Genomic DNA, 25017 nt, shown 5'->3' on the forward strand with positions numbered 1-25017 from the left:
TTCAATATTTATAAATAGTGTATCAATTTAGTAAAAAATTATAAAATATAACTTGAAAAATCATATTTGTAATGTAAAATGAAAACGTATGTAATTTATTAGTTTATAATTTATGTTTAATTTATTAGATTATATTCTTTTAAAAAATGCCTGTTTTATTGTTTCAAGAAATCATCGAAAATATACTTTCGGTTTATGTTTTTATGAAAAAGAATTTTAATAAAAGATTATGTTTAATATTTGTTTTATTAATTATTGTAATAGTTTTTATTATATCTTGTGAAAAGTTTAATATATTAGGTACAACTTATATACCGCCTGAAACAGATTTTAGATTGCCAGAAGAAACAATACCCAGTCATATTGATGTAAAACCAGTGCCTGCTAAAGACGGTGAAGTTTTCGGAGGTTTTAGTAAAAAATTCAAATATAAAGGTAAATGGTATATATTAGCTGACCGTATGTATAATTATGACCCTAAAAGCAAAACATTGAATAAAATAGCTATTAATGTAATTTTAGAAATAGACAATAATGCCAATATAAATGTATATGCCAAAAATGTTTATGATGATATTTTTGATAGATTAAAATATAATATATCAGTAATAGAAAATGATAAAGTTATATATGAGCCTAATAGTTATGGAAAATATTCAATAAGCAATATTTCACCAAGTACTGGAAAAATTATTCATTCTATAGTATATGATAACATATATTATACATCATCAGATTTAATTAATTGGCAGACAAATGGTTCTGATAATAATATACGATATAAAATGCCATATCCAAACCCTTTTAATTTTGATGAAAGTTTTCAAGGCGGATATGGAATGTATGTATCTCGTTTTTTTCAATTTAAAGATTATATATATTTAATTGGACTAATAGAAACTTTTTATGAACAGAATCCTTCAGGAACAAGACCTGTTGAGGCGGGCTCATTTACTATAAGCAAAGATTATTATTATAGAATACATAAAAGCAAAGATACTTCAGTGGGGGCTAATTGGGAGAAAATAGATAGTACTCCTTGGGGTGCTAGAAGCATGAAATTTGTTATTGGCGATTTTGATGTTAAAATTGATAAAGATAAAATATATTTTTCAAAAGGATATAGAGAATATTATGAATATAACTCTTCTGATAATAAATGGGCTGTAAAATATGAAAGCTTTAAGTATGACAATAGAATATGGTCAAGTACGGATGGAGTAAATTGGAATTTAGAGTATGATGAATATGCTTTTTATAAAGCTACTAATGTTGATGATAGTGATTTTAAAGGATTAGACAGATATTTACAAAACAGAATAAAAACTCCAGAAGAGCCTAATTGGGTAAAAGCGGATAACGGCATATATTATAAATCAGACAACACATATTCATCTCAGGAGCTTAACGGAAAAATATATTATTATCCTACAGTACCTTATGCAGAAATAGATGCTGCATATAATAGAGGTGAAGAATATTTTACTGTTTCAGAACAACATTTAAAAGGTGCGGGTAAGAACCAATTTTTTGCTGCAAAAGAAAAACCTAATGAAGCTGACAGCTGGAAACTCATTACTCCAATAGATTATACAGATGATTTAATGGTATGGCAGAGCGGAGGTGAAAAAGTATTGCTTAATATTAATAATAAAGTAATACAGTTTATAGACTATTATCAAATAGAGCTTATGCTTAAAAGCCCTCCTATTGAATCATATACTGCTTTGCTTAATTATTTTAGAGATTGTGAAAAGAAGTATAGAGAAGGTTTTTATGACCCTGTGCTTGGTTATTTTGTTACTAGTATACATGAAGCTATGTATTATGGTGCTAAGGCTGATATGACAGAAGCTTTTATGAAGAATTATAAAGAGTATATTATGCCTGATGAGTCTCTTACGCATTATACTGTGGAGTTTAAATATTAATTTCTTCTAAATCATTTTTACAAGTTAAAATATGTTTTGTTTTTATATAGAAAATTATATTAAGGATAAAAAATGAAAGCAATTTTTTTAACAGTATTATGTACTTTATTTATTTTTGTTTCATGCGGTAATTCAAATAATGCCAAACAAGAAACAGTAACTGATAACAATACAGCAGAAATCACACCATTACAACTCAGCGAAAATGAAAAAGCTAATAATTATGATGTTGTATATTTGGTTTCTGATACAGGTGAATATATTAACTCTGAGATAGCACAAAATGAAAATGGCAATTTTGGAGTTGTATATTACAGAGATATCAATCAAAACTTAAACACATTTAATGTTACAAAAGCAGGCGAGCTTGATGAAGGAAATATTTCAGCTGTTTCTTATGACAATAAAACATTAGAAGGAAATTTTCCAAGTATAGCATATCCTTTTGTTGCAAAAATAGATGGTAAAGAAATGACTTTCAAATCAGCAAAAACTCCTGTAACAGGTGCTAAAATAATAGAATATACTTATTCAAATGTTTCTCCAAAAGCTGATGACCCAAGAGTATTTCAATTCAAAACGGCAATATTTGCTCTAAACAATGACAGTAAATCTGCAAGTATAGATAAAATTAATTTAGACATAAACAAAGATTTTGGCATTACTGATGTAAGCACTTTTAATGACCCAACAAAATTATTGACAGCTCAAAGTATTATAAGCAATAAAATGGCTCCAGTATATGATGAATGGGTAAAATCTGATTATATATCACATATAGAAAATTATTCTTCACAATTTGGAATAGATTATTTAAGTGAAAAAGTTGTATCTATTAATAAATTAGTTTATGAATATACAGGCGGAGCACATGGAAATTATGCTACAATAAACAGTGTATATTTATTAGAAAATGGAAATCAGCTAAAAATAGAAGATTTAATAACAGATTTAAACAATACTGACTTGCTTAATTTAGTAAAAGATAAACTTGTAAAAATAGAAGGCAGAGATGCTAATTCTTATTTTGATTTAAATGAACTTACATTAGAAAATAACAATTTCTATTTAACATCAAAAGGCTTAGTATTTACTTGGGGAATATATGAAATAGGACCTTATGCAATAGGTGAAACAAGAGTATTAATACCAACAGAAGAAATCAAGCCTTATTTAAAAGACGAATATAAAACAATTTTTGAATAATAAAATCTTTATATAAAGTTAATAAGAGGATAGTTATTTAATATAATTATCCTCTTAATTTTATATTTAGAAATATAACTTTTTATAATAAAAAATATATAGATATAAAAAATAAAAGCGTCCAATATATAAATATCAGACGCATTTATTATGTTTTAAGCTATATACTATTTAGCTATTTTTCTTCCAGTTGAACTGCTTATTTGCTGAGCGGCATTTTGTAAAGTTTCTTCTATATTAGCGTTATTATTTAAAATAGCTTCATAAGCTCCTACGCAAATATTTCTGATTTCAGAATAATCAGAAGAAGTGTATATAGCAGCAGGTATTTCTTTAGTTATTTCCCCTAACATTTGATTAAAACCTTCTCCAAAATATTCATCTGCTTCTTGGAATCTAGGGTCATCATAAACAGGTAAGTAAGATGGAAATAATCCATAATTTTTATACATTAATATTTGATTATCAACATTTAATAAAGAATGTTCTACAAAAGCCCAAGCAGCAGCTTGTTTAACAGGGTCTGAAGCAGTTATAGTTAAAGTAGAACCTCCATGAGAAGAAGCTCTAACACCTCCTTTAGTATAAGCAGGCATTTTCATAATAGCCCATTTACCTTTCATTTCAGGCATTTGATCTTTTATAGTACCAGCCCACCAAGCTCCTGATAAATAAGTAGCTATTTCTCCGCTTTTGTTGGCTCTTATAGAACCGTCCCAATTAACAGTATTTATCATTATATTTTCATCAGCGAAACTTCTTAACACTTTTGTGGCTTCTATTGTTTTTGGAGATGATATGGTTATTTCACCATTTTTATTTAGATAATAAGTATTATTTTGAACCATCATATTTCTCCAAACTCCATCATCTTGTACATACATATTTCCAAAAAACTTCATATTAGGAAATTTTTCTTGGAATTTTTTACCAGCAGCAATATAATCATCATAAGTTTCTATAGAATTAGGGTCTATTCCTGCTTCTTTGAATAAATCAGCTCTATAGAATAGTACTACAGGACCAGAATCCCAAGCTATAGCTACTAATTTTCCTTCAGTATCGTAACTTGTAGATACTTTAGAAGGATCTACTTTACTATCTATATCAGCAGGGGCCAATGATTTTAAATCTAAGAAATATTGAGGATAGTTTTCGGCATAAGTTTGTACATAATCACTTTCTAATTGCATTATATCAGGAACACCTTGACCAGAAGAAAGTACAACCCCAGCTTTTTCATATAATTGACCAGCACCGCCAAATTCTTGTACTGTAATTTTTATTTTTGGATATTTTTCATTGAATGTTTTTGCAGTTTCTTCTAATGCTTTAGCAGCAACATTCCAACCCCATACTATAAGTTCTGTTTCAGTATTTTCATCTATAGCAGGCAATTCTGCAGGTTGAGTTTTATTTTCTTTGTTTGTCCCTCCTGAACATGAAAATAAAGTTATCGAAAATAAAGTGAGCAGAAACAAATTGAAATAACGTTTCATATAAAAACTCCTTAATTATATATGAAATATTATAGTATAAAAATCTATAATATTCTATATGTAAAATGTTTTTTATAAATAGTTTAGAAGAGATGAGTTATAATTGAATATTTTTATAAATGCATTAATTATTTTTTTATTAATGCATTTAATTTTTTATATATTATTTTAATTTATTTTTCAAAATATAAATTATTATATTAAAAATATTATTATATTATGGCTTAATTAATTTTGTACTTGCACTTTTTAATTCTTTGACGAAGTCCGCACAGCGTATCGGCGGGAAAAAGAACAAGAGAAAAATTGACAAACTTAAAAAATTTCAGTATATATTATATAACTAAATATACTTCCAAGTGTAGCCTTTTTTCATCTCTAAAATCTCTTCGACAGTACCTTTTGCAATGATTTCTCCTCCATTAGTGCCTCCCTCTAATCCTAAATCAATTATATAGTCAGCAGCTTTTATAACATCAGGATTATGCTCTATTATTATAACGCTATGTCCTTTTTCTACTAATTTGTTTAAAGCTATAAGAAGTTTATTAACATCATCAAAATGAAGCCCTGTAGTAGGTTCATCTAATATGTAAACTATATGCTCATCGCCTTGTTTTTTTGCTAATTCTGTAGCAAGTTTCAAACGCTGTAATTCACCGCCAGAGAAAGTATCAAGCCTTTGAGAGAGTTTTATATAACCGAGTCCAACCTCGCTCATTATGGAAAGTGTTTTTACAATTGATTTGTCGAAGTCAAAAAACTCTATTGCCTCATCAACTGTTAATTCTAATACTTCGGCTATATTTAAAGATTTGAATCTTACAGACAAAGTTTCATCATTATATCTTTTACCACCGCAAGCCTCACAAACTATTTCCATATCGGATAAGAAGTGCATTGCAATTTTTCTTATTCCTTTACCTTCGCAGATGTTGCATCTTCCTTCCTTGCCATTATATGAGAAACGTCCTGCTGCAAACGCTTTAGCCTTTGCTGTAGGAGTTTTAGCAAATATGTTTCTTATTTTATCAAACACTTTACTATAGCTTACTAATGTACTTCTAATAGAGCCAACTATTGAAATTTGATCAACCAATATAGTGTCCGAAACAATCTCAGGTATTTCAACACTTTCAAATTTTGAGTATTGATTTAATCTTCGTTTTTTTAGGGCAGGGTAGAGAGTGTCTATTATTAATGATGACTTACCGCTTCCAGACACTCCAGTAACCACTACTATTTTTTTAAGTGGTATATCAACATCTATATTTTTTAAATTGTTTGTTGAAACATTTTTTAATTTTATGCATTCAGTCTCTTCATTTCTTACAGCAGTTTTTTCAAATACTTTTTTTCTCTCGCTTAAATAATTTCCTGTAAGTGAATTGTTATCTTTTAATATATCATCGTATTTACCTTGAAAAACTACTTCACCCCCAAAAGCACCAGCGAAAGGACCCATATCTATAATATTGTCAGCAGCTTTCATAGTATCTCTGTCATGCTCTACTATTACAAGAGTGTTTTTTAAATCTCTTAATTCTTTTAAAGTATCAAGCAAATGATTAGTATCTCTTGGGTGAAGCCCTACAGTAGGCTCATCTAATACATAAAGAACTCCTGTAAGTTTAGAGCCTAACTGACTAGCAAGCCTTATTCTCTGTGCTTCTCCTCCTGAAAGAGTTGCATATTTTCTGCTCAAAAATAAATATCCAAGCCCCACTTTATCTAAGAAACTTAATCTTGTTCTAATCTCTTTTATTGCTTCTTTTGATATAGTGTTTTCTCTTTCTGTCAAAAGATTTGGAAGTTCATCAAAGAAATTAATAGCTTCTTCTACGGTCATTGCACATACTTGGCTTATGTTTTTATTTTGTATGGTGTAGGACCTTATTATTTCGTTTAGTCTTTCTCCATGACAAGAATCACATTCTTCATCAATAAAGAATTTGCCGAGGGATTTATCTTTCCACTCTGAGTAATCTTCACTTGTAACATCATTATTAGAATGCCACTGAGTTATAACATTTCCTACAGAATAATCTCCTCCAAAAAAGAATGTATCAATAATTTTTTTGTCTAGTTCATTGAAAGGAGTTTCATATAAATCTTTTTTTGTTATGCCGTTTCTTTTTAAAAATCTCATTAAAGAATCTGTATAATATTTTCCCGGAGTAGAAAACATATTATGAATAGCAGTGTCTAATGCCCCGTCAAATAAAGGTTTTGTGCTGTCTTTTATTGCTAAATCTATACTAAATGTAGGTTTGCTTCCAAGCCCTTTACATTCATCGCAATATCCCCAATGCGAATTAAATGAAAAATGTCTTGGTGTAACTTCAAAATCAAATAATATTCCATGAAGCAAGCATGCTGGGAATTTTGTATGGAAACTTTCTTTTACGATTATTCCTTGAGTTGCTTTTATATGTGCTACTCCGTTTGATAAATCCATTGCTTTTTCAAGGGCATCTGCAATCCTTGCTCTTTTATCTTTTCCAACAACAATTCTATCTATTACTATACCCACAGAATATATTTCTTCTTTTGATAATGCAGTAATATCTTCTTCAGTAATATCATCTATAACATAGTCATTGTTGTTAATCTGCATTCTTACATATCCTGCTTCTCTTGTTTTTTCTATAATCTTTTTAATATCTTTTGCATCATTATCATTAAAAGTAAATCTATGATTAAATGAACTATGATATAGAGGAGAAATTATAACAAGTTTATGCAAGTCCATAGTGTCAACAATTTCAGTAGCAAGTATTGAAGGAGTTTCAGCTTTTAGAGTGTTTTTATCAGAGCAATGAGGGCAATGTGGTTTAGCAAGTCTTGCAAAAATTAATCTAAAATAATCATAAATCTCTGTAACAGTTGCTACAGTAGAGCGAGGGTTTCTGCTTACATTTTTTTGGTCTATTGCAATTGCTGGTGCTAAGCCTTCTATTTTGTCAACATTAGCATCTTCAAATCTTCCTAAAAATCTTCTTGCATAAGTAGAAAGTGATTCAACAAATCTTCTTTGACCTTCTTTAAATATGGTGTCGAATGCAAGAGAAGTTTTTCCGCTTCCTGATACTCCTGTTATAACGTTGATTTGGTTTTTAGGAAGTGTTAAACTTATATTTTTTAGATTATGTTTATTAGCACCTTTTATTATTAATGAAGTATTTTCTTCTTTTTTTGCCTCTTCTGTTTTGATATTTTCTTTTTTCTTTTTTGAAGGCTTTAATATTTCTTTAAGTTCTTTTGCAGTGAGAGATTCTTTTACTTTTATTATGTCTTCAGGCTTACCCTCAGCAACAACTCTTCCGCCCTTATCACCGCTTAAAGGTCCCATATCTATAATATAATCAGCACATTTAATAACATCCAAATTATGCTCTACAACTAAAACAGTGTTGCCTTTCTCAACAAGTCCATCCAATGCTTTTAATAATTTCTTTATATCCTCGAAATGAAGTCCTGTAGTAGGCTCATCTAATATATATAAAGTGTTTCCTGTAGATATTTTATGAAGCTCACTTGCAAGTTTTATTCTCTGAGCTTCTCCTCCTGAAAGTGTAGTGGAAGGCTGACCTAATTTAATATATCCAAGTCCTATATCTTCCATTATTTTTAATATTCTTGTAATAGAAGTTATACCGTCAAAAAATGTAATCGCCTCTGATACACTCATCTCAAGAACATCATAAATAGTTTTGTCTTTATATTTAACATCTAAAGTTTCTGCATTAAATCTCTTTCCGCCGCATTCCTCACAAGGCACTAATACATTAGAAAGAAACTGCATTTCTAATTCTATAACTCCAGCACCTTCGCAAGTAGGACATCTTCCGGTTTTTACATTGAATGAAAATCTTCCTTTATCGTATCCCCTCATTTTAGCAAGTTTAGTAGCTGCAAATAAATCTCTTATAGGCGATAAAACTTTTGTGTATGTTGCAGGGTTGCTTCTTGGTGTTCTTCCTATAGGAGATTGATCAACTTCTATAACCTTATCAATATTTTCAAGACCTTCTATTCTTTCATGACTTCCTGGAGTTAAAGTCTTACCATAAAAATGATTATGCAATGCACGCATTAAAATATTTTCAACTAAAGTAGATTTACCGCTTCCAGAAAGTCCTGTAACTACAATAAATACACCTAATGGAAATTGAACATCTATATTCTTAAGATTAAATTGATTAGCTCCAATTACTTTTAAAAACTTTCCGTTTCCTTCGCGTCTTTGTTTTGGTATTTCTATATCATCATCACCGCGTAAATATTTTGCAGTGTATGATTTATCAGATTTTATAAACTCTTCATAATCTCCAATACCTACAACTTCCCCTCCATTGACTCCTGCATTAGGACCTATATCAATTAAATAATCTGACTCCTCCATAGTTTCTTTATCATGTTCTACAACTATAACTGTATTATTTTTATCTCTTAATGTTTTTAATGATTCAATTAATTTTTTATTGTCTGATTGATGAAGTCCTATTGAAGGCTCATCAAGTACATATAATACACCTTCAAGTCCGCTTCCTATTTGTGATGCTAATCTTATTCTTTGAGATTCTCCACCCGAAAGAGTAGGTGAGGAACGCTCTACTGTTAAATAAGTAAGTCCAACTTTTACCAAAAATGTTAATCTATAAATTATTTCTTTTACTATAGGAGCACCAATCACCTCTTCATTTGGCTTCAATTTTAATTTGGTAAAATAATCATATAAATCTTCTATAGTCATTGAAGAGAAATCGGCTATAGTTTTTCCGTTAAACTTTACTGATAAAGCATCTTCATTAATTCTTTTACCCTTACATTTAGGACATTCAACTTCGTCCATAAAATTAGCATAATAATTCATTTTATAAGTTTCGTAGTCGTATTTTAATCTGTCTAAAATTCCGGGAACTCTCTCTTCTACAAGTTTACTATGATACCAATATCTTTTTCTCCATTTAACTTCTTTATCAGTGCCGTAAAGTAAATATTTCTTTTCTGTTTTAGTTAAATCTTTCCAAGGTTTTTTTAAATCTATTTTATAAGTTTTAGCAATTACTTCTAATTCATCAGTGCCATATTCAGCATCAAAACCAATATGCCTATCTACAAAACAGGATAAAGCCCCATCATAAATGCTTAAATTTTCATCTCTTACAATATGCTTTTCTGTAAATATATGTTCAACTCCAAGTCCTCCGCAAACAGTACAGGCTCCCATAGGGTTATTAAATGAAAATAAATTAGGCTCAATATCAGCAATAGAGTGTCCGCAGTTTGCACAAGACCTTTCAGTAGTATAGAGCTTGTAATATTTATCTATTTCAAACTGCTTACTCATTTTTATTTTTTTCTTTTTTGTTTTTGTATTTTCTTCAGCATTCTCTGCAGTTTGTATTTCTAATGCTTTTTCACTTTTTTCATGCTCTTCATAGAATGCTACTAAGCCTTTTGTTATTCTTATTGCTCTTTCAATATCATCAGTTATTCTTGACAAATATTTATCTTCAACTTTTATTCTGTCAATTACTATTTCTAAAGTATGTTTCTCATATCTTTTAAGTTCTGGAATTTCATCTTCATCAAATTTATAAACAATATTATCTATTCTTATTCTAGGGTATCCTGCAAGTTTAACTTCTTCAATTTCTTTTCTATACTCTCCCTTTCTATCTCTTACAATAGGGGCAAGAACAAGAATTCTTTTCTCTGCAAACTCTCTTAAAACACTTTGTGCAATTTGGTCTTCACTTTGTTTAGAGATTTTATGTCCGCATTTAGAGCAATATGGTACTCCAAGTCTTGCAAATAATAATCTAAAAAAGTCATAAATCTCTGTAACAGTGCCAACAGTAGAGCGGGGGTTTTTATTTACGCTTTTTTGGTCTATAGAAATAGTAGGAGATAGTCCTTCAATATGTTCAACATCAGCCTTAGCCATAACGCCTAAAAACTGTCTTGCATAAGCTGATAATGATTCTAAATATCTTCTCTGTCCCTCTTTAAAAATAGTATCGAATGCAAGTGAACTTTTTCCGCTTCCTGATACTCCTGTTAAAGTAGTTAAAGTTTTATGAGGTATTGAAAGTGATATATTTTTAAGGTTATGCTCTTTAGCACCTCTTATCTCTATAGAATTGTTAGACATTGATTTATCCTTTTTTAAAAAAGTTAAACTATTATAACATAAATTCTACATAAAAAAAGGTTTTATTGATATTAAATATTTATAAATAAATTTTATTACATGCCCCGCCCTTTAATATTTGCTATTTAAATTTGAGTATAAAATTTAATTATATTTTGTAGTGAACACTAAAAAGCACGCCCACCCAAGCAGTTTTTAAATTCAGAATTTTTATTAGAAAATAGAATTTTAAAACTTATTCACCGCACGCAGAGTGAAACTAAAAAATATAGCTAAATTATAATTTAAATTTTATAAAGTTATAATTTAACCTAACCGTGCGTTAAAGAGATTATAAATTTAATAAACATTAGGGAGGGGGTGCTTTTTCTAATTAAACAGTAAGAAATAGTTAAGTAAAAAACACAAAATAAGACAATAAATATAATAGGGTGGGGTGCGTAAGTAAAATTAAAAAAGGCTTTATAATATATAGCTATACTATAAAGCCCATAGGAAATTATGAATATGTGTTATTATATGTCTAAAGCAGCATGATATCCCCAATAAACAGCATTTGTTATTGTTGCAACTTTTGAAGCATCACCAATCACTCTTACAAAAGGAGCAGAGTCTCTTAACTTTTCAACAGTATCAGTGCAAGATTTTTGTCCTAAAGCACATATAACAGTAGTGCCTTCAACTAATACTTCTTTATTTTCTTTATCAACACATAATATTCCGTCTTTTCTCACTTCTATACCTTTGTATCCAGTATGGACTGTAACATATTTATCGACTTCTTTTAAAAGTAAAGGTCTATGTCTTATATTAGCATCAGGAGCAAGCTCATCTCTCATTTCTACAAGATGCACTTTTTTGCCTTCCATTCCTAAATGTATAGCACATTCACATCCTGCCAATCCGCCTCCAAATACTACTACATTATCAGTTACTTTATCTTTTTCTTTATAGTAGTTGTTAACTATCACAACATTGTCACCATCTAAACCTCTTATAGGCGGCACTAAAGGAGTAGAACCTACTGCAATTATTAATGCATAAGGATTTTCTTTTTCAACTAACTCTTTTGTTACTTCTGTATCTGTGCGGATTTCTACGCCAGCTTTTTTGGCAAGCAATGCATAGGTATTAGATAAATCATACATCTCTTTTTTGAAAGGAATAGCCTGCTCACTTTTTAATATACCGCCAATTTCTGCTTCTTTCTCGCATAATATAACCTTATGTCCTCTTCTCGCAGCAGTGTAAGCAGCATATAATCCTCCGGGACCAGCACCTGCAACCAAAACTTTTTTGCTTTCTCTTGCAGGCATAACCTCAACTCCATCAAGCTCTCTTCCTATTAGAGGATTAACAGTACATCTTCTTGTAGCAGTAGTAGCACGTTCAGCCATACAAGTAAAACATCTTAAACAATGTACTATCTCTTCATCTCTGTTTTCCATCACTTTTCTAGGAAGTTCATGGTCAGCAAGCAAAGCACGAGCCATATATACAATATCAGCTTTTCCAGAAGCAATAATCTCTTCCATCTGTTCAGGACTATTTAAAGCCCCTATTGTAGATACAGGTACGGAAACATGTTTTTTTATGGCTTCTGCTAAATATACATTACATCCATGTGCACTAAACATAGAAGGGGTAGTGTGCCCAAAACCTCTTTGATAAGTACCTGCAGAAACATGAAGTAAATCTAAATAAGGAGATATTATCTTGGCTATTTCTATTCCCTCGTCTAAATCATAACCTCCGTCAAATAATTCAGAACCGCTTAATCTAAACTCTATTGGAAATTTTTCTCCAACAGCTCTACGAACAGCTATTAATACTTCTATTGACAAGCGACACCTATTTTCTAAACTTCCTCCGTATTCATCTTTTCTTTTGTTAAAATATGGAGATAAAAATTGATTTAATAACCAACCATGACCGCCATGTATTAAAAGCATTTCAAAACCAGCTCTTTTAGCAAGTGCAGCAACATTGCCATAAGCATCAACTATTTCTTTAATCATTTCTTTTGTTAATGATTTTACTTCTACACCGTCAGGACGAACTGTATCAGAAGGCCCCCATTGAGCCATACTTTTCTTTTTGTTTTTGTCTGTCATATATGTTCCAGCATACATACCAGAATGAGATAATTCTAAACTTGCTATTGAACCATGTCTGCGTATAGCATCAGCGCTATAAGTAGCAGCAGCAAGAGAGTTCAATATTTTTGTATCTAAATGATAAGCATGAGAGCCGTCTGTTTCAGGATGAACCATACATTCACTTACTGTAACAGAACCAGCACCGCCTTTTGCTCTTAATTCATAAAATGCAGTAGATTTAGGCCCTATACAACCATCATTAGTTATATCAGTTCCCCCCATTGGAGCTGAAAACATTCTATTTTGAAATGTAACACCTGCTATAGTTATAGGCTTACATAGATTAGGATATTTATGTTTCATATTTTATACTCCTTATATTTATTAAATTTTCTTAAATGTGTTTTGAAAAAAATATATTTTTAATTTTAAAATTTGTACGGCTTTAACTTCCACCCAATTCTTTTACAACAAAGGAAATCTTTAAGAACAACCAAAATAAACTCTTACTAATATTCCTAATATAAAAATATATAACATTAGCTCTTTATTGTTAATTTATCATTATTTAGCTACAAACTATTAGCTATACTATGGCTAAGTTTGGGCAGAAGTTAATGTCTTTTTTTAATATTTTGCATAAATACCATACATAGCGACCATCAATAAACTCTAAGTATTAATTAAAGTTAAATATGCTCTCATAAATCATTTTTATACAAAACATTTTTACATATAAGGTATAATAACATATATATATAAACATGTCAATATATACATATTTATTTTTATATGTATTTTACTATAGATTTTAATTTAAATAGTGTTATAATATAAAAACTAAAAATAATAATTGGAGCAGTTTTTTATGGGAGTGCTAAAGTACGCTATATTGGGGCTTTTGAATAAAAAAAGCATGACAGGATATGATATTACAAAAGAATTTGAAGAGGCTTTGTGTGAATTTTGGAGTGCAAAACATAGTCAAATATATCCAGAATTAAAAAACCTTCATGAGCATGGTATGGTAGAATATAAAATAGAGATATCAGGTACTGTTCTCGAAAAAAAGTTATATTCAATAACAGAACTTGGTAAAAAGGATTTTATGAAATGGCTTGGATCAAAAATAGATATTCCGCCTACTTTTAAAGATGAGTTTAGACTGCAGTTATTTTTTTCAGACTTTTTATCAGAAAAGAATAGAGAAGAATTGATTATAAACCATCTTAATCAGCATAGAGATAGATTAGAGTATTTAATAAACAGCCAAAAGAAGTTTGGTTCTATTCCAGAAAAAAATACGAATGCTTTCAGCGATTATTTGGTATTAATGGGGGCTATTATGCGTGAAGAGAATACTTGCAGGTGGCTTGAGAAATGCTTGGAGCTGTGCAGTAAATAAAATTTTATCATAAAAAATGTTAATATAAAAATATTATAATTTACATACTATATAATAAAAAGTACTTTACATATTGCAAATAATGCCGAGTAATATAATATAGAATATAAAAAAAATAAGAAAGAATATGACTATTTATATTATAGTATTTATTGTAGTATTTTGTATATTGCTTTTTATTGCAAGTAAAATACTTCCAAAATTGTATTCAAAATATGTCCAGTCCGATATGGATAGAGTAAATAACTTTATAGCAGCGGAAAAATATGATTTAGCGATAAAAAAATTAAGAGATATACAGTCAAAATCTCATAATAGATCTTCTAAGATGTATAAAATTATAGGAGATTGCTATTATAAAATGGGAGAATATCCTTTTGCAATAGTTGAGTATAGACATGCCATAGATACAGGTGATGATGCGCCTGAAACAGTAATATCTTTAGGTAAATCTTTAAATGCTATAGGAAGAAAAGAAGAATCATTGGCTCAGTTTTTATCTTTATTAAAATTGGGCGGAGAGTATAAAGTAAATGTTTCTATAGAAATAGGCAAGATATACTATGAGAATGGGCAATACAATACTGCTTTTCAATTTTTTGAGAATGCCTTAGAGAATGATTCTACAAATAAAGAGGCTTTAAAATATAAGGCATATTGTTATGTTAGTGCTGGTAACTATAATGAAGCTATAGTTATAATGAATGGTATTATAAACAAATATCCTAATGACCCTGCTTTGAATTATAATTTAGGACGTGCTTATAAAGGTAAATCTGACTGTAAAAATGCTATTAAGCATTATAAAATATCAAGCAAAGATAGAGAGTATGCTATTAAATCTTTGTATGAGATTGCTTTATGTTATATAGAATTAAATAATATAGAGTTTGCTATTAAATATTTGGAAATGGCTATTGCTTATGACGGTATTGATAGAGAATTGAATTTAGCTATATTATATCAATTATCCGAATGCTACAGCAGAATGGAAAATATTAATAAAGCTATAGAGTTCTTAGAAAATATCATTATAATAGACCCAAATTACAAAGATGCTGAGAAAAAATTGGCCGAATATAAAGAGTCAAGATATAGTGATAATATTAAAAGTTTCTTTAAGCTTGATGAAAATGAATTTGCTGATTTGGCATTAAAAATAGTAGCGTCTATGAATTTAATTCCATATTCATTGAAGACTACAGATAAAAAATATGTGATAATTTTTGCTAAAGACGGTAAGAGTGTACATTCTACTAAAAAAATAGTTTTCTTTAGAATGTCTTATAGTCCTATATTTAATGAAGAGCTTATACAGTTGTATGATTATGCGGTTAATTCTAACATCGTTAATTCTGTGCTTGTGACTTGTGCTATGGCTACTCCTGATGCTATAAGATATGCTGCTATGTCTAGGATTGATATAGTTGGTATTAAACGTTTAGAGAGTTTAGTAGAGAAGTCTACATTTACAAGCGTCCCTGTTGGTGTTACTAGAAGTGAAGAAAAATTAGACTGGATTGTATAAATTTTTATCTTATGAAAAAAGTTCAAGATTTTTATTTTAAAAAAGCTAAAGAAGAAAATTATAAAGCGAGAAGTGTATTTAAATTGGAAGAGGCACAAAATAAGTTCAAGTTTATTAAATCTTCAGATAATGTGCTTGATGTGGGCTGTTCTCCGGGTTCTTTTAGTCAGTATATGCTCAATAAAATTATTAAAACAGGTACTGTTGTAGGGGTCGATATACTTCCTAATAATTTATCACATCAGAGATTTAAATTTATTCTTGGCGACATAAAAGAAATGGACGCTTCTACTTTTGATAATATAGAGTTTGATGTTGTTGTTAGTGATGCTATGCCTAATACTACTTCAGATAGAGAAACTAATCATTTGCGTTCTATAGGTTTGTGTGAGAAAATATTTTATTTGGCAAAAGATGTTTTAAAAGATAATGGCAATTTTTTTATAAAAGTTTTTGACGGAAAAGATTTGCCTAATTTTAAGAAAGAGCTCAATGATTATTTTGCTTCTGTAACAGTATTTAAGCCAAAAAGTTCAAGAGATGAAAGCAGGGAAGTATTTTTATTTGCCAAAGGTTTTAAAAAGAATAATTAAAAGGGCAAGTATAAAACCTGCCCTCTTATAAAAGTTATTATAAAGATTTAACTATGTCTTTAAGTTTATTCAAATCTTCAGCATTAGGGTGCCCCATAGCATTTGAATGATTAGCTAATTTGCCTTCTATAACTTTTTTCTCGTCATCAGTAGCAGCTTTAGCTAACATATTCTCAAGATTTTTTTTCTGTCCTTCTATCCATTGACCCTGACAAGCATAAGTGCCAATTATTGTATTAGAAGAATCTATAAATGTTTTAGCAGGATTAAGCATTTTATCATAATAAGCTTGATTATCTCCGTAACCAACTGTCATAAATAAAAATACTTTTTTGTTTTTTAATGTTTCCATAAATTTGCCAGCAGCCTCATCGCAAGTGCCCTTGTAGCTTCCAGCACCAACAAATACTATATCAGAATCATTAACTTTAGCATTATCTACTGCATTTACTTTAACGCATTGTAAACATTCTCCATTAGCAGCTTCTTTTATAGCAAGAGCTAATTTTTCTGTGTTTCCGCTTTTACTTGTATAAACTATTGAGTATTTCATTTTACAATCTCCTTTAAATGTTAGATTAATCTAATAATATATTATTTGAATATTTTTGCAAGTATAAGGTTTTTGAAAATATATATTAAAAACATATTGACAAATTTCGATATGATTGCTATAATACATATCGATAAAGTTCGATATATATTAGGAGGCTTAATGAAAAATTATAAAAAAGATGCTTTAGTATTCAAAGCTTTTTGTGATGAAAATAGACTTCAAATATTAGATATGTTAAAAGAAGGGGAGATATGTGCCTGTAAAATTTTAGAGAAACTAAATATCGTTCAGTCAACATTATCACATCACATGAAAATACTTTTAGATGCAAAAATAGTAAACGGTAGAAAAGAAGGCAAATGGACTCATTATAGTATAAGTAAAAAAGGCTTTGAAGAGGCAAAAAATATTCTGAACTCTTATGGAGAACATTTAGATAAATCAAAAACTAACAAGAAAATAAAATGTAAATGTGATTAATAAAATAATTTTAGAGGGTTCAATATTATGGAAAATAAAAAACAAAATATAAGTTTTTTTCAAAAATATTTAACTTTATGGGTATTTATATGCATGGTTATAGGGGTATTAATATCTAAATTTTTTCCTATCATACCAAATACATTAAATAAATTTGAATATGCAAATGTGTCTGTACCTATAGCTATATTAATATGGCTTATGATATATCCTATGATGATGAGTGTAGATTTTCAAAGCATTAAGAATGTTACAAAAAATCCGCAAGGCTTGTTTGTTACTTGGATTGTAAATTGGCTTATAAAACCTTTTACTATGTTTTTTATAGCTTCATTCTTTTTTTATACTATACTAAGTAATTTTATACCAAAAGACTTAGCAAAGGAATATTTGGTAGGTGCCGTACTTTTAGGAGCTGCTCCGTGCACTGCAATGGTATTTGTTTGGAGTGCTTTAACAAATGGAAATCCGTCATATACTGTAGTGCAAGTTGCAACTAATGATTTAATAATACTTGTTGCATTCGTTCCTATAGTAAAATTTTTATTAGGCATATCAAATGTTACGGTGCCTTGGGATACATTATTTTTATCTGTTGTATTATTTGTTCTTATTCCTTTAACTGCTGGAATTATTATAAGACTTTATGTATGCGGTAAAAAAGGAGCAGAGTATTTTAATAATATTTTTATTCATAAATTTGATAATATTACTATAATAGGATTATTATTAACATTGATATTATTATTCAGCTTTCAAGGAAATGTTATCTTATCAAACCCCATTCATATAATTTTGATAGCTATACCTTTAATATTACAAACATTTTTAATATTTTTTATAGCATATATTGCAAGTTATTTATTAAAACTTCCTCATAACATAGCAGCACCTGCAGGAATGATAGGAGCATCAAATTTCTTTGAACTTTCTGTGGCTGTAGCTGTATCGTTATTTGGAGTTAATTCTGGGGCGGCACTTGCTACTATAGTTGGAGTTTTAGTTGAAGTGCCTGTAATGCTTACACTTGTAAAAATAGCAAATGCAACAAAATATAAATTTTAATTTAATATTTGGAGTTATAAAAAATGGAAAACATAAAAAATATATTTATCTTTATACAAGATCAAATTATATCTATGAAATGGCTTAATACTTTGATAGGAAATATTTTAAATAATTTTGCTATCTCAGAAACATTAAAAGGAATTATACAATTTTTTGTTTATGATGTTATAAAAATATTTATTCTATTATCAGTGCTCATATTTTGTATATCATATATTCAAAGCTACTTCCCCCCAGAAAGAACTAAAAAAATATTAGGAAGATTTAATGGAATATCAGCAAATATATTAGCAGCACTTTTTGGAACTGTTACTCCATTTTGCTCTTGTTCTTCTATACCTCTTTTTATAGGCTTTACTTCTGCGGGAATACCAATATCTATGACATTTTCTTTTTTAATATCATCTCCTCTTGTAGATTTAGCATCTTTAATACTTCTTTCAAGCGTGTTTGGAATGAAGATTGCCATTGCTTATGTTGTTGTTGGTCTTGTACTTGCTGTGTTGGGTGGAACTATAATAGGCAAACTTAAAATGGAGAGATATTTAGAAGACTTTGTAAAAAATATAAAATCTAATGCTAATATAGAAATACAAACTATGACAAAAAAAGAGAGATTAATATATTCAAAAAATCAGGTAAAGCAAACTATAAAAAAGGTTTATTTATATATATTTATAGGTGTAGGAATTGGGGCTTTTATACATAATGTTATACCTGAAGAGTGGATAAATACAATACTTGGAAAAAATAATTGGTATTCTGTGCCTTTGGCTTCTTTGGTGGGCATTCCAATGTATGCTGATATATTTGGCACGCTTCCTATAGCTGAAAGTTTATTTTATAAAGGAGCAGGAATCGGTACTATTTTAGCATTTATGATGTCTGTTACTGCTTTGTCTCTTCCTTCTATGATTATGATTAAAAAGGTTGTAAAAATGCCGCTTCTTATAGTGTTTGTTGGTATTGTTACTGTTGGTATAATAATAATGGGCTATTTATTTAATGCTTTTTATTTTGTGTAAAAGTATTTATTTTAATTAAGAAATAATTATATTTGATTATTTATAAATGATAAAAAAATTACTGTCAGATTATTGCTGTAATATTTTTATTTGAGAATTATATTTTATTATTTATAATGTAAAAAAAAAAAAAAACATGAAAGTAAATTATTAACAAATCTATTTAACAATGAATATAGGAGAGTTGTTTAAAGATTGATAGTTTAATATATATCATAAATATTATTAATTAAAAAGGAAGTATTTTTATGTCTAAAAGAATTTTTGAACTTGCTTTAGAAGATGTATTAAATATGAATGCATCTTTATTAAAAGAGATTGTAAAAAAATCTGAGGGGAGATCTGTGATGGCGGAAATATGCTCTGGACATCAGCCTTTAATAGATTCTGTTAGTAATGCAGAAGCAGCAGGGGCATTTGGGGCAGATTTTATTACATTAAATTTATTTGATATGAATAAACCTTTTATTTGGGGATTATACAAAGAAAATCCTGATTCATCAGAGCAAACTTGGCTTTGTGCAAGGTTAAAAGGCATAATTAATGAAATTAATAAAAGCAATGATAATATCATTAGAGATTTAAAAAAAATTACAGGAAGATTAATAGGAGTTAATTTGGAGCCTGTACCAGAAGATAGTAATTATAATCCTGGTTTTAGAGCTTCAAAAGAAAATTATGAAAAACTTCTTAAATATGGTTTTGATTATGTTGTTCTTACTGGAAACCCTAATACAGGAGTTACAATAGAAAATATATCAAAGGCTGCTAAAGAATTAAAAAGTGTGTGCGGTGATAAAATCCTTATTATTGCTGGTAAAATGCATGGAGCAGGCGGGGATAATGTATATTCTATGGAAGAGCTTGACAATATGGTTAAGGCTGGTGCTGATGTTGTTATGGTTGGCTCTCCTTCAACGCTTCCTGGTTATACTGTTGATTTTGTTTATGAACAGATAAAAAGAATACATAGTTTTGGAGTTTTAGCAAAAACTGCTATAGGTACTTCTCAAGAGGGGGCTGATGTTAATACTATTAGAGAGATGACTTTATGGTCAAAGATGGCTGGGGCTGATATTGTACATATTGGCGATGCTGCTTATGGGGGAATGGCATTGCCTGAAAATATTATGGCTATGTCTATTGCTCTTAGGGGTATAAGACACACTTACAGGAGAATGGCTTATAGAAAATAATTTATTTAATATTTTAAAAATAAATTTGCAATTATATTAATATACCTGTATGATGTATATATAAAGAATGTTATGGAGGCTATATGCAAAGAATAGATTTTGGCTGAGGCTGTTTGCCAGACTCTCTAGAAGATGAGGGTATACAAAGAGAAGTTGATAAAATCTTATTATTATCTAACGAAAACTATTCTCAGATGCTAACTAATTTGCAAAATGCTATAAATAAGTTAAATATTGATTTTCCTATTAAGTGTACTGATGATAAGGCTACTATGTCATATTATGGTGTTATGACTTTGCCTGCACTTATAATAAATGATGAACTTGTTTCTTATGGAGAAATACTTTCTGAAGAAAAATTAATAGTAATTTTACAAGAAAAATTGTTATAATTTAAAAAGTTAAAATATATAAAAATAAAATTTATAAGGAGAAAATTTTATGTCATTAAAAGATCTTTTTTTTGGTAATGGAGGCTGCGGCTGAGGACCTGCTGTAGATCCCTTCGGTGAAGAGGAAAAAGTACAAGAGGAACCTATTGAGGCAAGAGTTAAAATACTTGGAACAGGTTGCGAAAATTGTAAAAAATTAGAAGAAAATACTATAGCAGCAATCGAAGAAGCTAAACTTGATTTGGCTATTAAACATGTAGAAAATATGGAGGATATAGCATTTTATGGTGTTATGTCAACTCCAGCTTTGGTTTTAGATGATAAGGTTCTTTCTTATGGAAAAGTATTAAGTAAAGAAGAGATCATTGAATTATTGAAAGCTAATTTATAATCTTTTATATAAAAAGAGATGAGTATTTTTATATTCATCTCTTTTTTATTCTTATTTTTATAATCTAATAAGTAAATATTTTATATGTTTGCCTTAAATATAATTTTAAATTTTTTATTTTAACAAACCGAGATAACTACAATATATCAAAAAGTATTATGATATATTATAGTTATTATGTTATATAGCAAAAGTTATCAATTTTGTATTAAGTATCATTAAAAAAATTGATTGACAATAATATGATATTTTTATATGATTTTATATTATTTATAAACTAATTTTATATAGGAGTTTTTATATATGGATAAATTAAAAGTTAGCAGAAGGGCGGTAGTATTAAAATTTGTTATACCTTATTTTATATTTTTTGTGTTAATTTGTATTCCTATATATTTAGTTTATTATAATAGTTATAAACAAAATTTTATATATGATGTTTCATATATGATGGAAGATGTTTCAGCAAATGTTTTAGAATGGATATCTGAATATAGCGTAAAAGTGGATGCTGCAGAAAATTTTATAAAATCAGATTTGCCTGAATACTATATTAATTTGTCTGTTTCTAATGTGAAAGCATCAGATAAAGAAATATTTGATATATATTTTGGAAATACAACTCCTTATTCTCAGGGAGGTCAGTTTATAACAGCTCTTGGCAATATACCAAGCGATTATGACCAAACAAGCAGAGAATGGTATATAGGAGCTGTTAATACTAATAATATTTTTGTAACAGAACCATATACTGATATATCTGTAGATTCTGTAATAATAACATTATCAAAAAAGGTATCAGATTCTTATGGTAATTTAAAAGGGGTTGTGGCATTAGATGTTTATTTTTCAAAGATACAAGAAATAATTAATAAAATAAAAAATGATAAAGGATATGAGTTTTTTGTAGTTTTGGAAGATGGAAGATATTTTAATCATGATAATAAAGATTATTTGCTCAATTCTCAGTATTTAGCTTTTAATATACCTGAATTTGCTAAAATAAAAAACAACATAGAAAATGGCAGCGCTGTATCTGTTTTAAGAAATGAATGGTATGGTATAAGAGAAATAAAGGGGTTCCCTTGGTACATAATAGCTAAGGGTAATAATAACGATTTAAAATCAAATATATATAAATTAACATTTTATTTATTAATGATTATTATGCTTTCTATAATATTAGAGATTGTTTTGGTTACAATTATTACTATACCTATTACTAATACTTTAAATGAAGCTGTTAAGCATATAAATAAGATGGCATCAGGTAATTTTGATATTGATAATGATGATAATGATAAAGCTAATCATAATATAGCACAAGTATTATCGTCTTCTATATATGAAATGCAAAAAAATATTAGTTCAGTGATTTATAATTTAAAATTGGATATAGATTCTATTAATAGTGAAATGGATAAAATATCTTCAGGCAATAGCGATTTGTCTGTAAAAACACTTTCTCAATCATCTTCAATTAATGAATTAGCAAGTGCTATAGAATCATTATCTTCTTCAATTACAGAAACTTATGTTAATACTAATAAGGCAAAAGAAACAAGTGAGAAGGCATTAGAATATACCAGCAGAGGAGTGGATATCGTATCAAAAACATTGTCAAATATGACTGAAATATCTGAGGCAAGTAAAAGTATATCAGAAATTATTAAAATGATACAGTCTATAGCTTTTCAAACTAATATATTAGCTCTTAATGCAGCTGTTGAGGCAGCAAGAGCAGGTGAACAGGGTAAAGGATTTGCGGTTGTAGCAAGTGAAGTGAGAAATTTAGCACAAACTTCTGCTAAATCTGCTGATGATATTACAGCTATAGTAGAAAGTACAATTCAAAAAATAGATTCGGGTTATGAAACAGTATCAGAATCATCTTCTATATTAGAAGAAATTAATAATTTTGTTACAGAAGTATCAAATTCATTGATTAATATATCGAATGCAGCAGAGGAAGAAAAAGATAATATTGAACAAATTAATATAAGTGTTTCTTCTATTAATGATATTACACAAAGAAATAGTTCTCTTGCAAATGACAGTGCTATTTCAAGTAAAGAAATATTAGATAAAACAGAGCATATAGCTGAAAATATTTCCTATTTTAAGTTTAAAAAGATGTGATTAATTTTTATTAGAAGTAGATGGGTTATAAACTAAAAAATACTATTAATTTAGTTTTGAAATATATATGAAATAGCTTATAAAAAACTCTGACAGCTAAAAAAGCTATCAGAGTTTTTTTATTCAAATCTAAATAAATGCATTATTTATCTTGTAATACAGCGATTCCTGGTAATTCTATACCTTCAAGGAACTCTAAAGAAGCTCCGCCGCCTGTAGATACGTGAGTCATCTTGTCAGCAACCCCAGATTTATTTACAGCAGATACACTGTCGCCTCCGCCGATAATGCTTACAGCTCCAGAATTAGCAATAAACTTAGCTACTTCAAAAGTACCTTTAGCAAAATTACCCATTTCAAATACACCTAATGGTCCATTCCAAACAACTGTTTTAGCATTTTTAAGTATACCTTCAATTTCTGTTAAAGTTTTAGGTCCAACATCCATACCCATCCAACCAGCAGGTATAGCAGTAGAATCTACAACTTTTATAGCAGCATCATTATCAAATTTATCAGCTATAACATTATCAACAGGCAAATATAAAGTTTTGTTTAATTCTTTAGCTTTGTCCATAATCTCTTTAGCAGTAGCAATATAATCATCTTCACATAAAGAAGCACCTATTTCTAATCCTTTAGCCTTAAAGAAAGTATAAGCCATACCGCCTACAACAATTAAAGTGTCTACTTTGTTGAGTAAGTTTTTAAGTACAGAAATTTTAGAAGAAACTTTAGCTCCGCCAATGATAGCAACAAAAGGACGAGCAGGGTTAGCAACAGCATCACCCAAATACTGTATCTCTTTCTCCATTAAGAAACCAGCAACAGCAGGCATGCCAGCTTTAGCAGATACTATACCAGCAGTAGAAGCATGTGCTCTGTGAGCAGTACCAAATGCATCATTAACATAAACATCAGCTAAATCAGCTAATTGTTTTGAGAAGTTAGCATCATTTTTCTCTTCTTCAGCATGATATCTTAAGTTTTCAAGTAAAAGTACGTCTCCTGACTTTAATTCAGCAGCAAGTTTTTTTACTTCTTCTCCTATACAATCATTAGCAAAAATAACTTTATTGTTAGGAAGTTTAGTTTTTAAATAATCATAAACAGGTTTTAGAGAATATTTAGGATTAGCTTCTCCTTTTGGTCTTCCTAAATGGCTCATAAGTATAAGAGAAGCACCCTGAGAGAGAATATACTCAATAGTAGGCATAGCAGCATCTACTCTTGTAGTGTCTGTAATTTTAGAGCTTGTTTCTTTATCAAGAGGAACATTGAAGTCAACTCTCATTATGACTTTTTTGCCTTTAATATCTATATCTTTTACTGATTTTTTCATTTTTATA

At 29.1% G+C, this 25017-nt stretch carries 17 protein-coding genes; 12 read left to right on the top strand and 5 right to left on the bottom strand.

The features are described from left to right. Nucleotides 1–203 precede the first annotated feature (203 nt). Together R4I97_RS10985 and R4I97_RS10990 are read left to right on the top strand one after the other, a co-directional pair. Entirely contained in the window at nt 204–1931 is a 1728-nt protein-coding gene (locus R4I97_RS10985) for a hypothetical protein (protein WP_335785087.1), read from the top strand. A 72-nt stretch (nt 1932–2003) separates the two neighbouring features. Continuing rightward, a complete protein-coding gene (locus R4I97_RS10990; protein WP_335785088.1) occupies nt 2004–3137 on the top strand; it encodes an RsiV family protein in 1134 nt (377 codons plus the stop codon). 167 nt (nt 3138–3304) lie between these two features. Here the strand turns inward: R4I97_RS10990 and R4I97_RS10995 are convergent, their stop codons facing one another. The 3 genes from R4I97_RS10995 to R4I97_RS11005 all read right to left on the bottom strand — a co-directional run bounded on the left by R4I97_RS10995 (nt 3305) and on the right by R4I97_RS11005 (nt 13258). After that, on the bottom strand, nt 3305–4636 hold the full coding sequence (locus R4I97_RS10995; RefSeq protein ID WP_335785089.1) for an ABC transporter substrate-binding protein: 1332 nt from the start codon (nt 4634–4636) through the stop codon (nt 3305–3307). A 343-nt stretch (nt 4637–4979) separates the two neighbouring features. Next, nucleotides 4980–10796 (bottom strand): excinuclease ABC subunit UvrA, encoded by a 5817-nt coding sequence (gene uvrA / locus R4I97_RS11000; protein ID WP_335785090.1) that lies wholly within the window; start codon nt 10794–10796, stop codon nt 4980–4982. 515 nt (nt 10797–11311) lie between these two features. Continuing rightward, nucleotides 11312–13258, bottom strand: coding sequence for an NAD(P)/FAD-dependent oxidoreductase (locus tag R4I97_RS11005; RefSeq protein ID WP_335785091.1), 1947 nt, complete (start codon nt 13256–13258; stop codon nt 11312–11314). Between the two features lie 505 nt (nt 13259–13763). Here R4I97_RS11005 and R4I97_RS11010 point away from each other — a divergent pair. The 3 genes from R4I97_RS11010 to R4I97_RS11020 all read left to right on the top strand — a co-directional run bounded on the left by R4I97_RS11010 (nt 13764) and on the right by R4I97_RS11020 (nt 16421). Continuing rightward, entirely contained in the window at nt 13764–14300 is a 537-nt protein-coding gene (locus R4I97_RS11010; protein WP_335785092.1) for a PadR family transcriptional regulator, read from the top strand. A 127-nt stretch (nt 14301–14427) separates the two neighbouring features. After that, the gene (locus tag R4I97_RS11015) at nt 14428–15828 is read left to right on the top strand and encodes a tetratricopeptide repeat protein (RefSeq protein ID WP_335785093.1); all 1401 of its coding nucleotides are present in this window, start codon (nt 14428–14430) and stop codon (nt 15826–15828) included. A gap of 11 nt (nt 15829–15839) precedes the next feature. Further along, nucleotides 15840–16421, top strand: coding sequence for an RlmE family RNA methyltransferase (locus R4I97_RS11020; protein WP_335785094.1), 582 nt, complete (start codon nt 15840–15842; stop codon nt 16419–16421). Between the two features lie 37 nt (nt 16422–16458). Here the strand turns inward: R4I97_RS11020 and R4I97_RS11025 are convergent, their stop codons facing one another. After that, entirely contained in the window at nt 16459–16974 is a 516-nt protein-coding gene (locus R4I97_RS11025; RefSeq protein WP_335785095.1) for a flavodoxin family protein, read from the bottom strand. A gap of 162 nt (nt 16975–17136) precedes the next feature. Between R4I97_RS11025 and R4I97_RS11030 the strand changes: the two genes are divergently transcribed. From R4I97_RS11030 to R4I97_RS11060, 7 genes are all read left to right on the top strand, one after another. Further along, nucleotides 17137–17457 (top strand): metalloregulator ArsR/SmtB family transcription factor, encoded by a 321-nt coding sequence (locus R4I97_RS11030; RefSeq protein ID WP_335785184.1) that lies wholly within the window; start codon nt 17137–17139, stop codon nt 17455–17457. 27 nt (nt 17458–17484) lie between these two features. After that, nucleotides 17485–18522, top strand: coding sequence for an ACR3 family arsenite efflux transporter (arsB, locus tag R4I97_RS11035; RefSeq protein ID WP_335785096.1), 1038 nt, complete (start codon nt 17485–17487; stop codon nt 18520–18522). Nucleotides 18523–18545: 23 nt separating this feature from the next. Next, nucleotides 18546–19550: a permease gene (locus R4I97_RS11040; protein ID WP_335785097.1), complete on the top strand. Its 1005-nt coding sequence runs from the start codon at nt 18546–18548 to the stop codon at nt 19548–19550. Between the two features lie 248 nt (nt 19551–19798). Further along, nucleotides 19799–20746, top strand: a complete 948-nt coding sequence (locus R4I97_RS11045) for a hypothetical protein (RefSeq protein ID WP_335785098.1) — start codon at nt 19799–19801, stop codon at nt 20744–20746. 113 nt (nt 20747–20859) lie between these two features. After that, nucleotides 20860–21138 (top strand): thioredoxin family protein, encoded by a 279-nt coding sequence (locus R4I97_RS11050; protein ID WP_420535696.1) that lies wholly within the window; start codon nt 20860–20862, stop codon nt 21136–21138. A gap of 145 nt (nt 21139–21283) precedes the next feature. Beyond that, complete coding sequence (locus tag R4I97_RS11055; RefSeq protein WP_420535698.1) at nt 21284–21529, top strand: thioredoxin family protein; 246 nt, start codon at nt 21284–21286, stop codon at nt 21527–21529. Nucleotides 21530–21832: 303 nt separating this feature from the next. Continuing rightward, the gene (locus R4I97_RS11060; RefSeq protein WP_335785100.1) at nt 21833–23668 is read left to right on the top strand and encodes a methyl-accepting chemotaxis protein; all 1836 of its coding nucleotides are present in this window, start codon (nt 21833–21835) and stop codon (nt 23666–23668) included. 142 nt (nt 23669–23810) lie between these two features. Here R4I97_RS11060 and R4I97_RS11065 read toward each other — a convergent pair whose 3' ends face one another. After that, the gene (locus tag R4I97_RS11065) at nt 23811–25010 is read right to left on the bottom strand and encodes a phosphoglycerate kinase (protein WP_335785101.1); all 1200 of its coding nucleotides are present in this window, start codon (nt 25008–25010) and stop codon (nt 23811–23813) included. Nucleotides 25011–25017: the final 7 nt, after the last annotated feature.

This window comes from Brachyspira pilosicoli, assembly GCF_036997485.1.
Classification (GTDB): Bacteria; Spirochaetota; Brachyspiria; order Brachyspirales; family Brachyspiraceae; genus Brachyspira; species Brachyspira pilosicoli_C.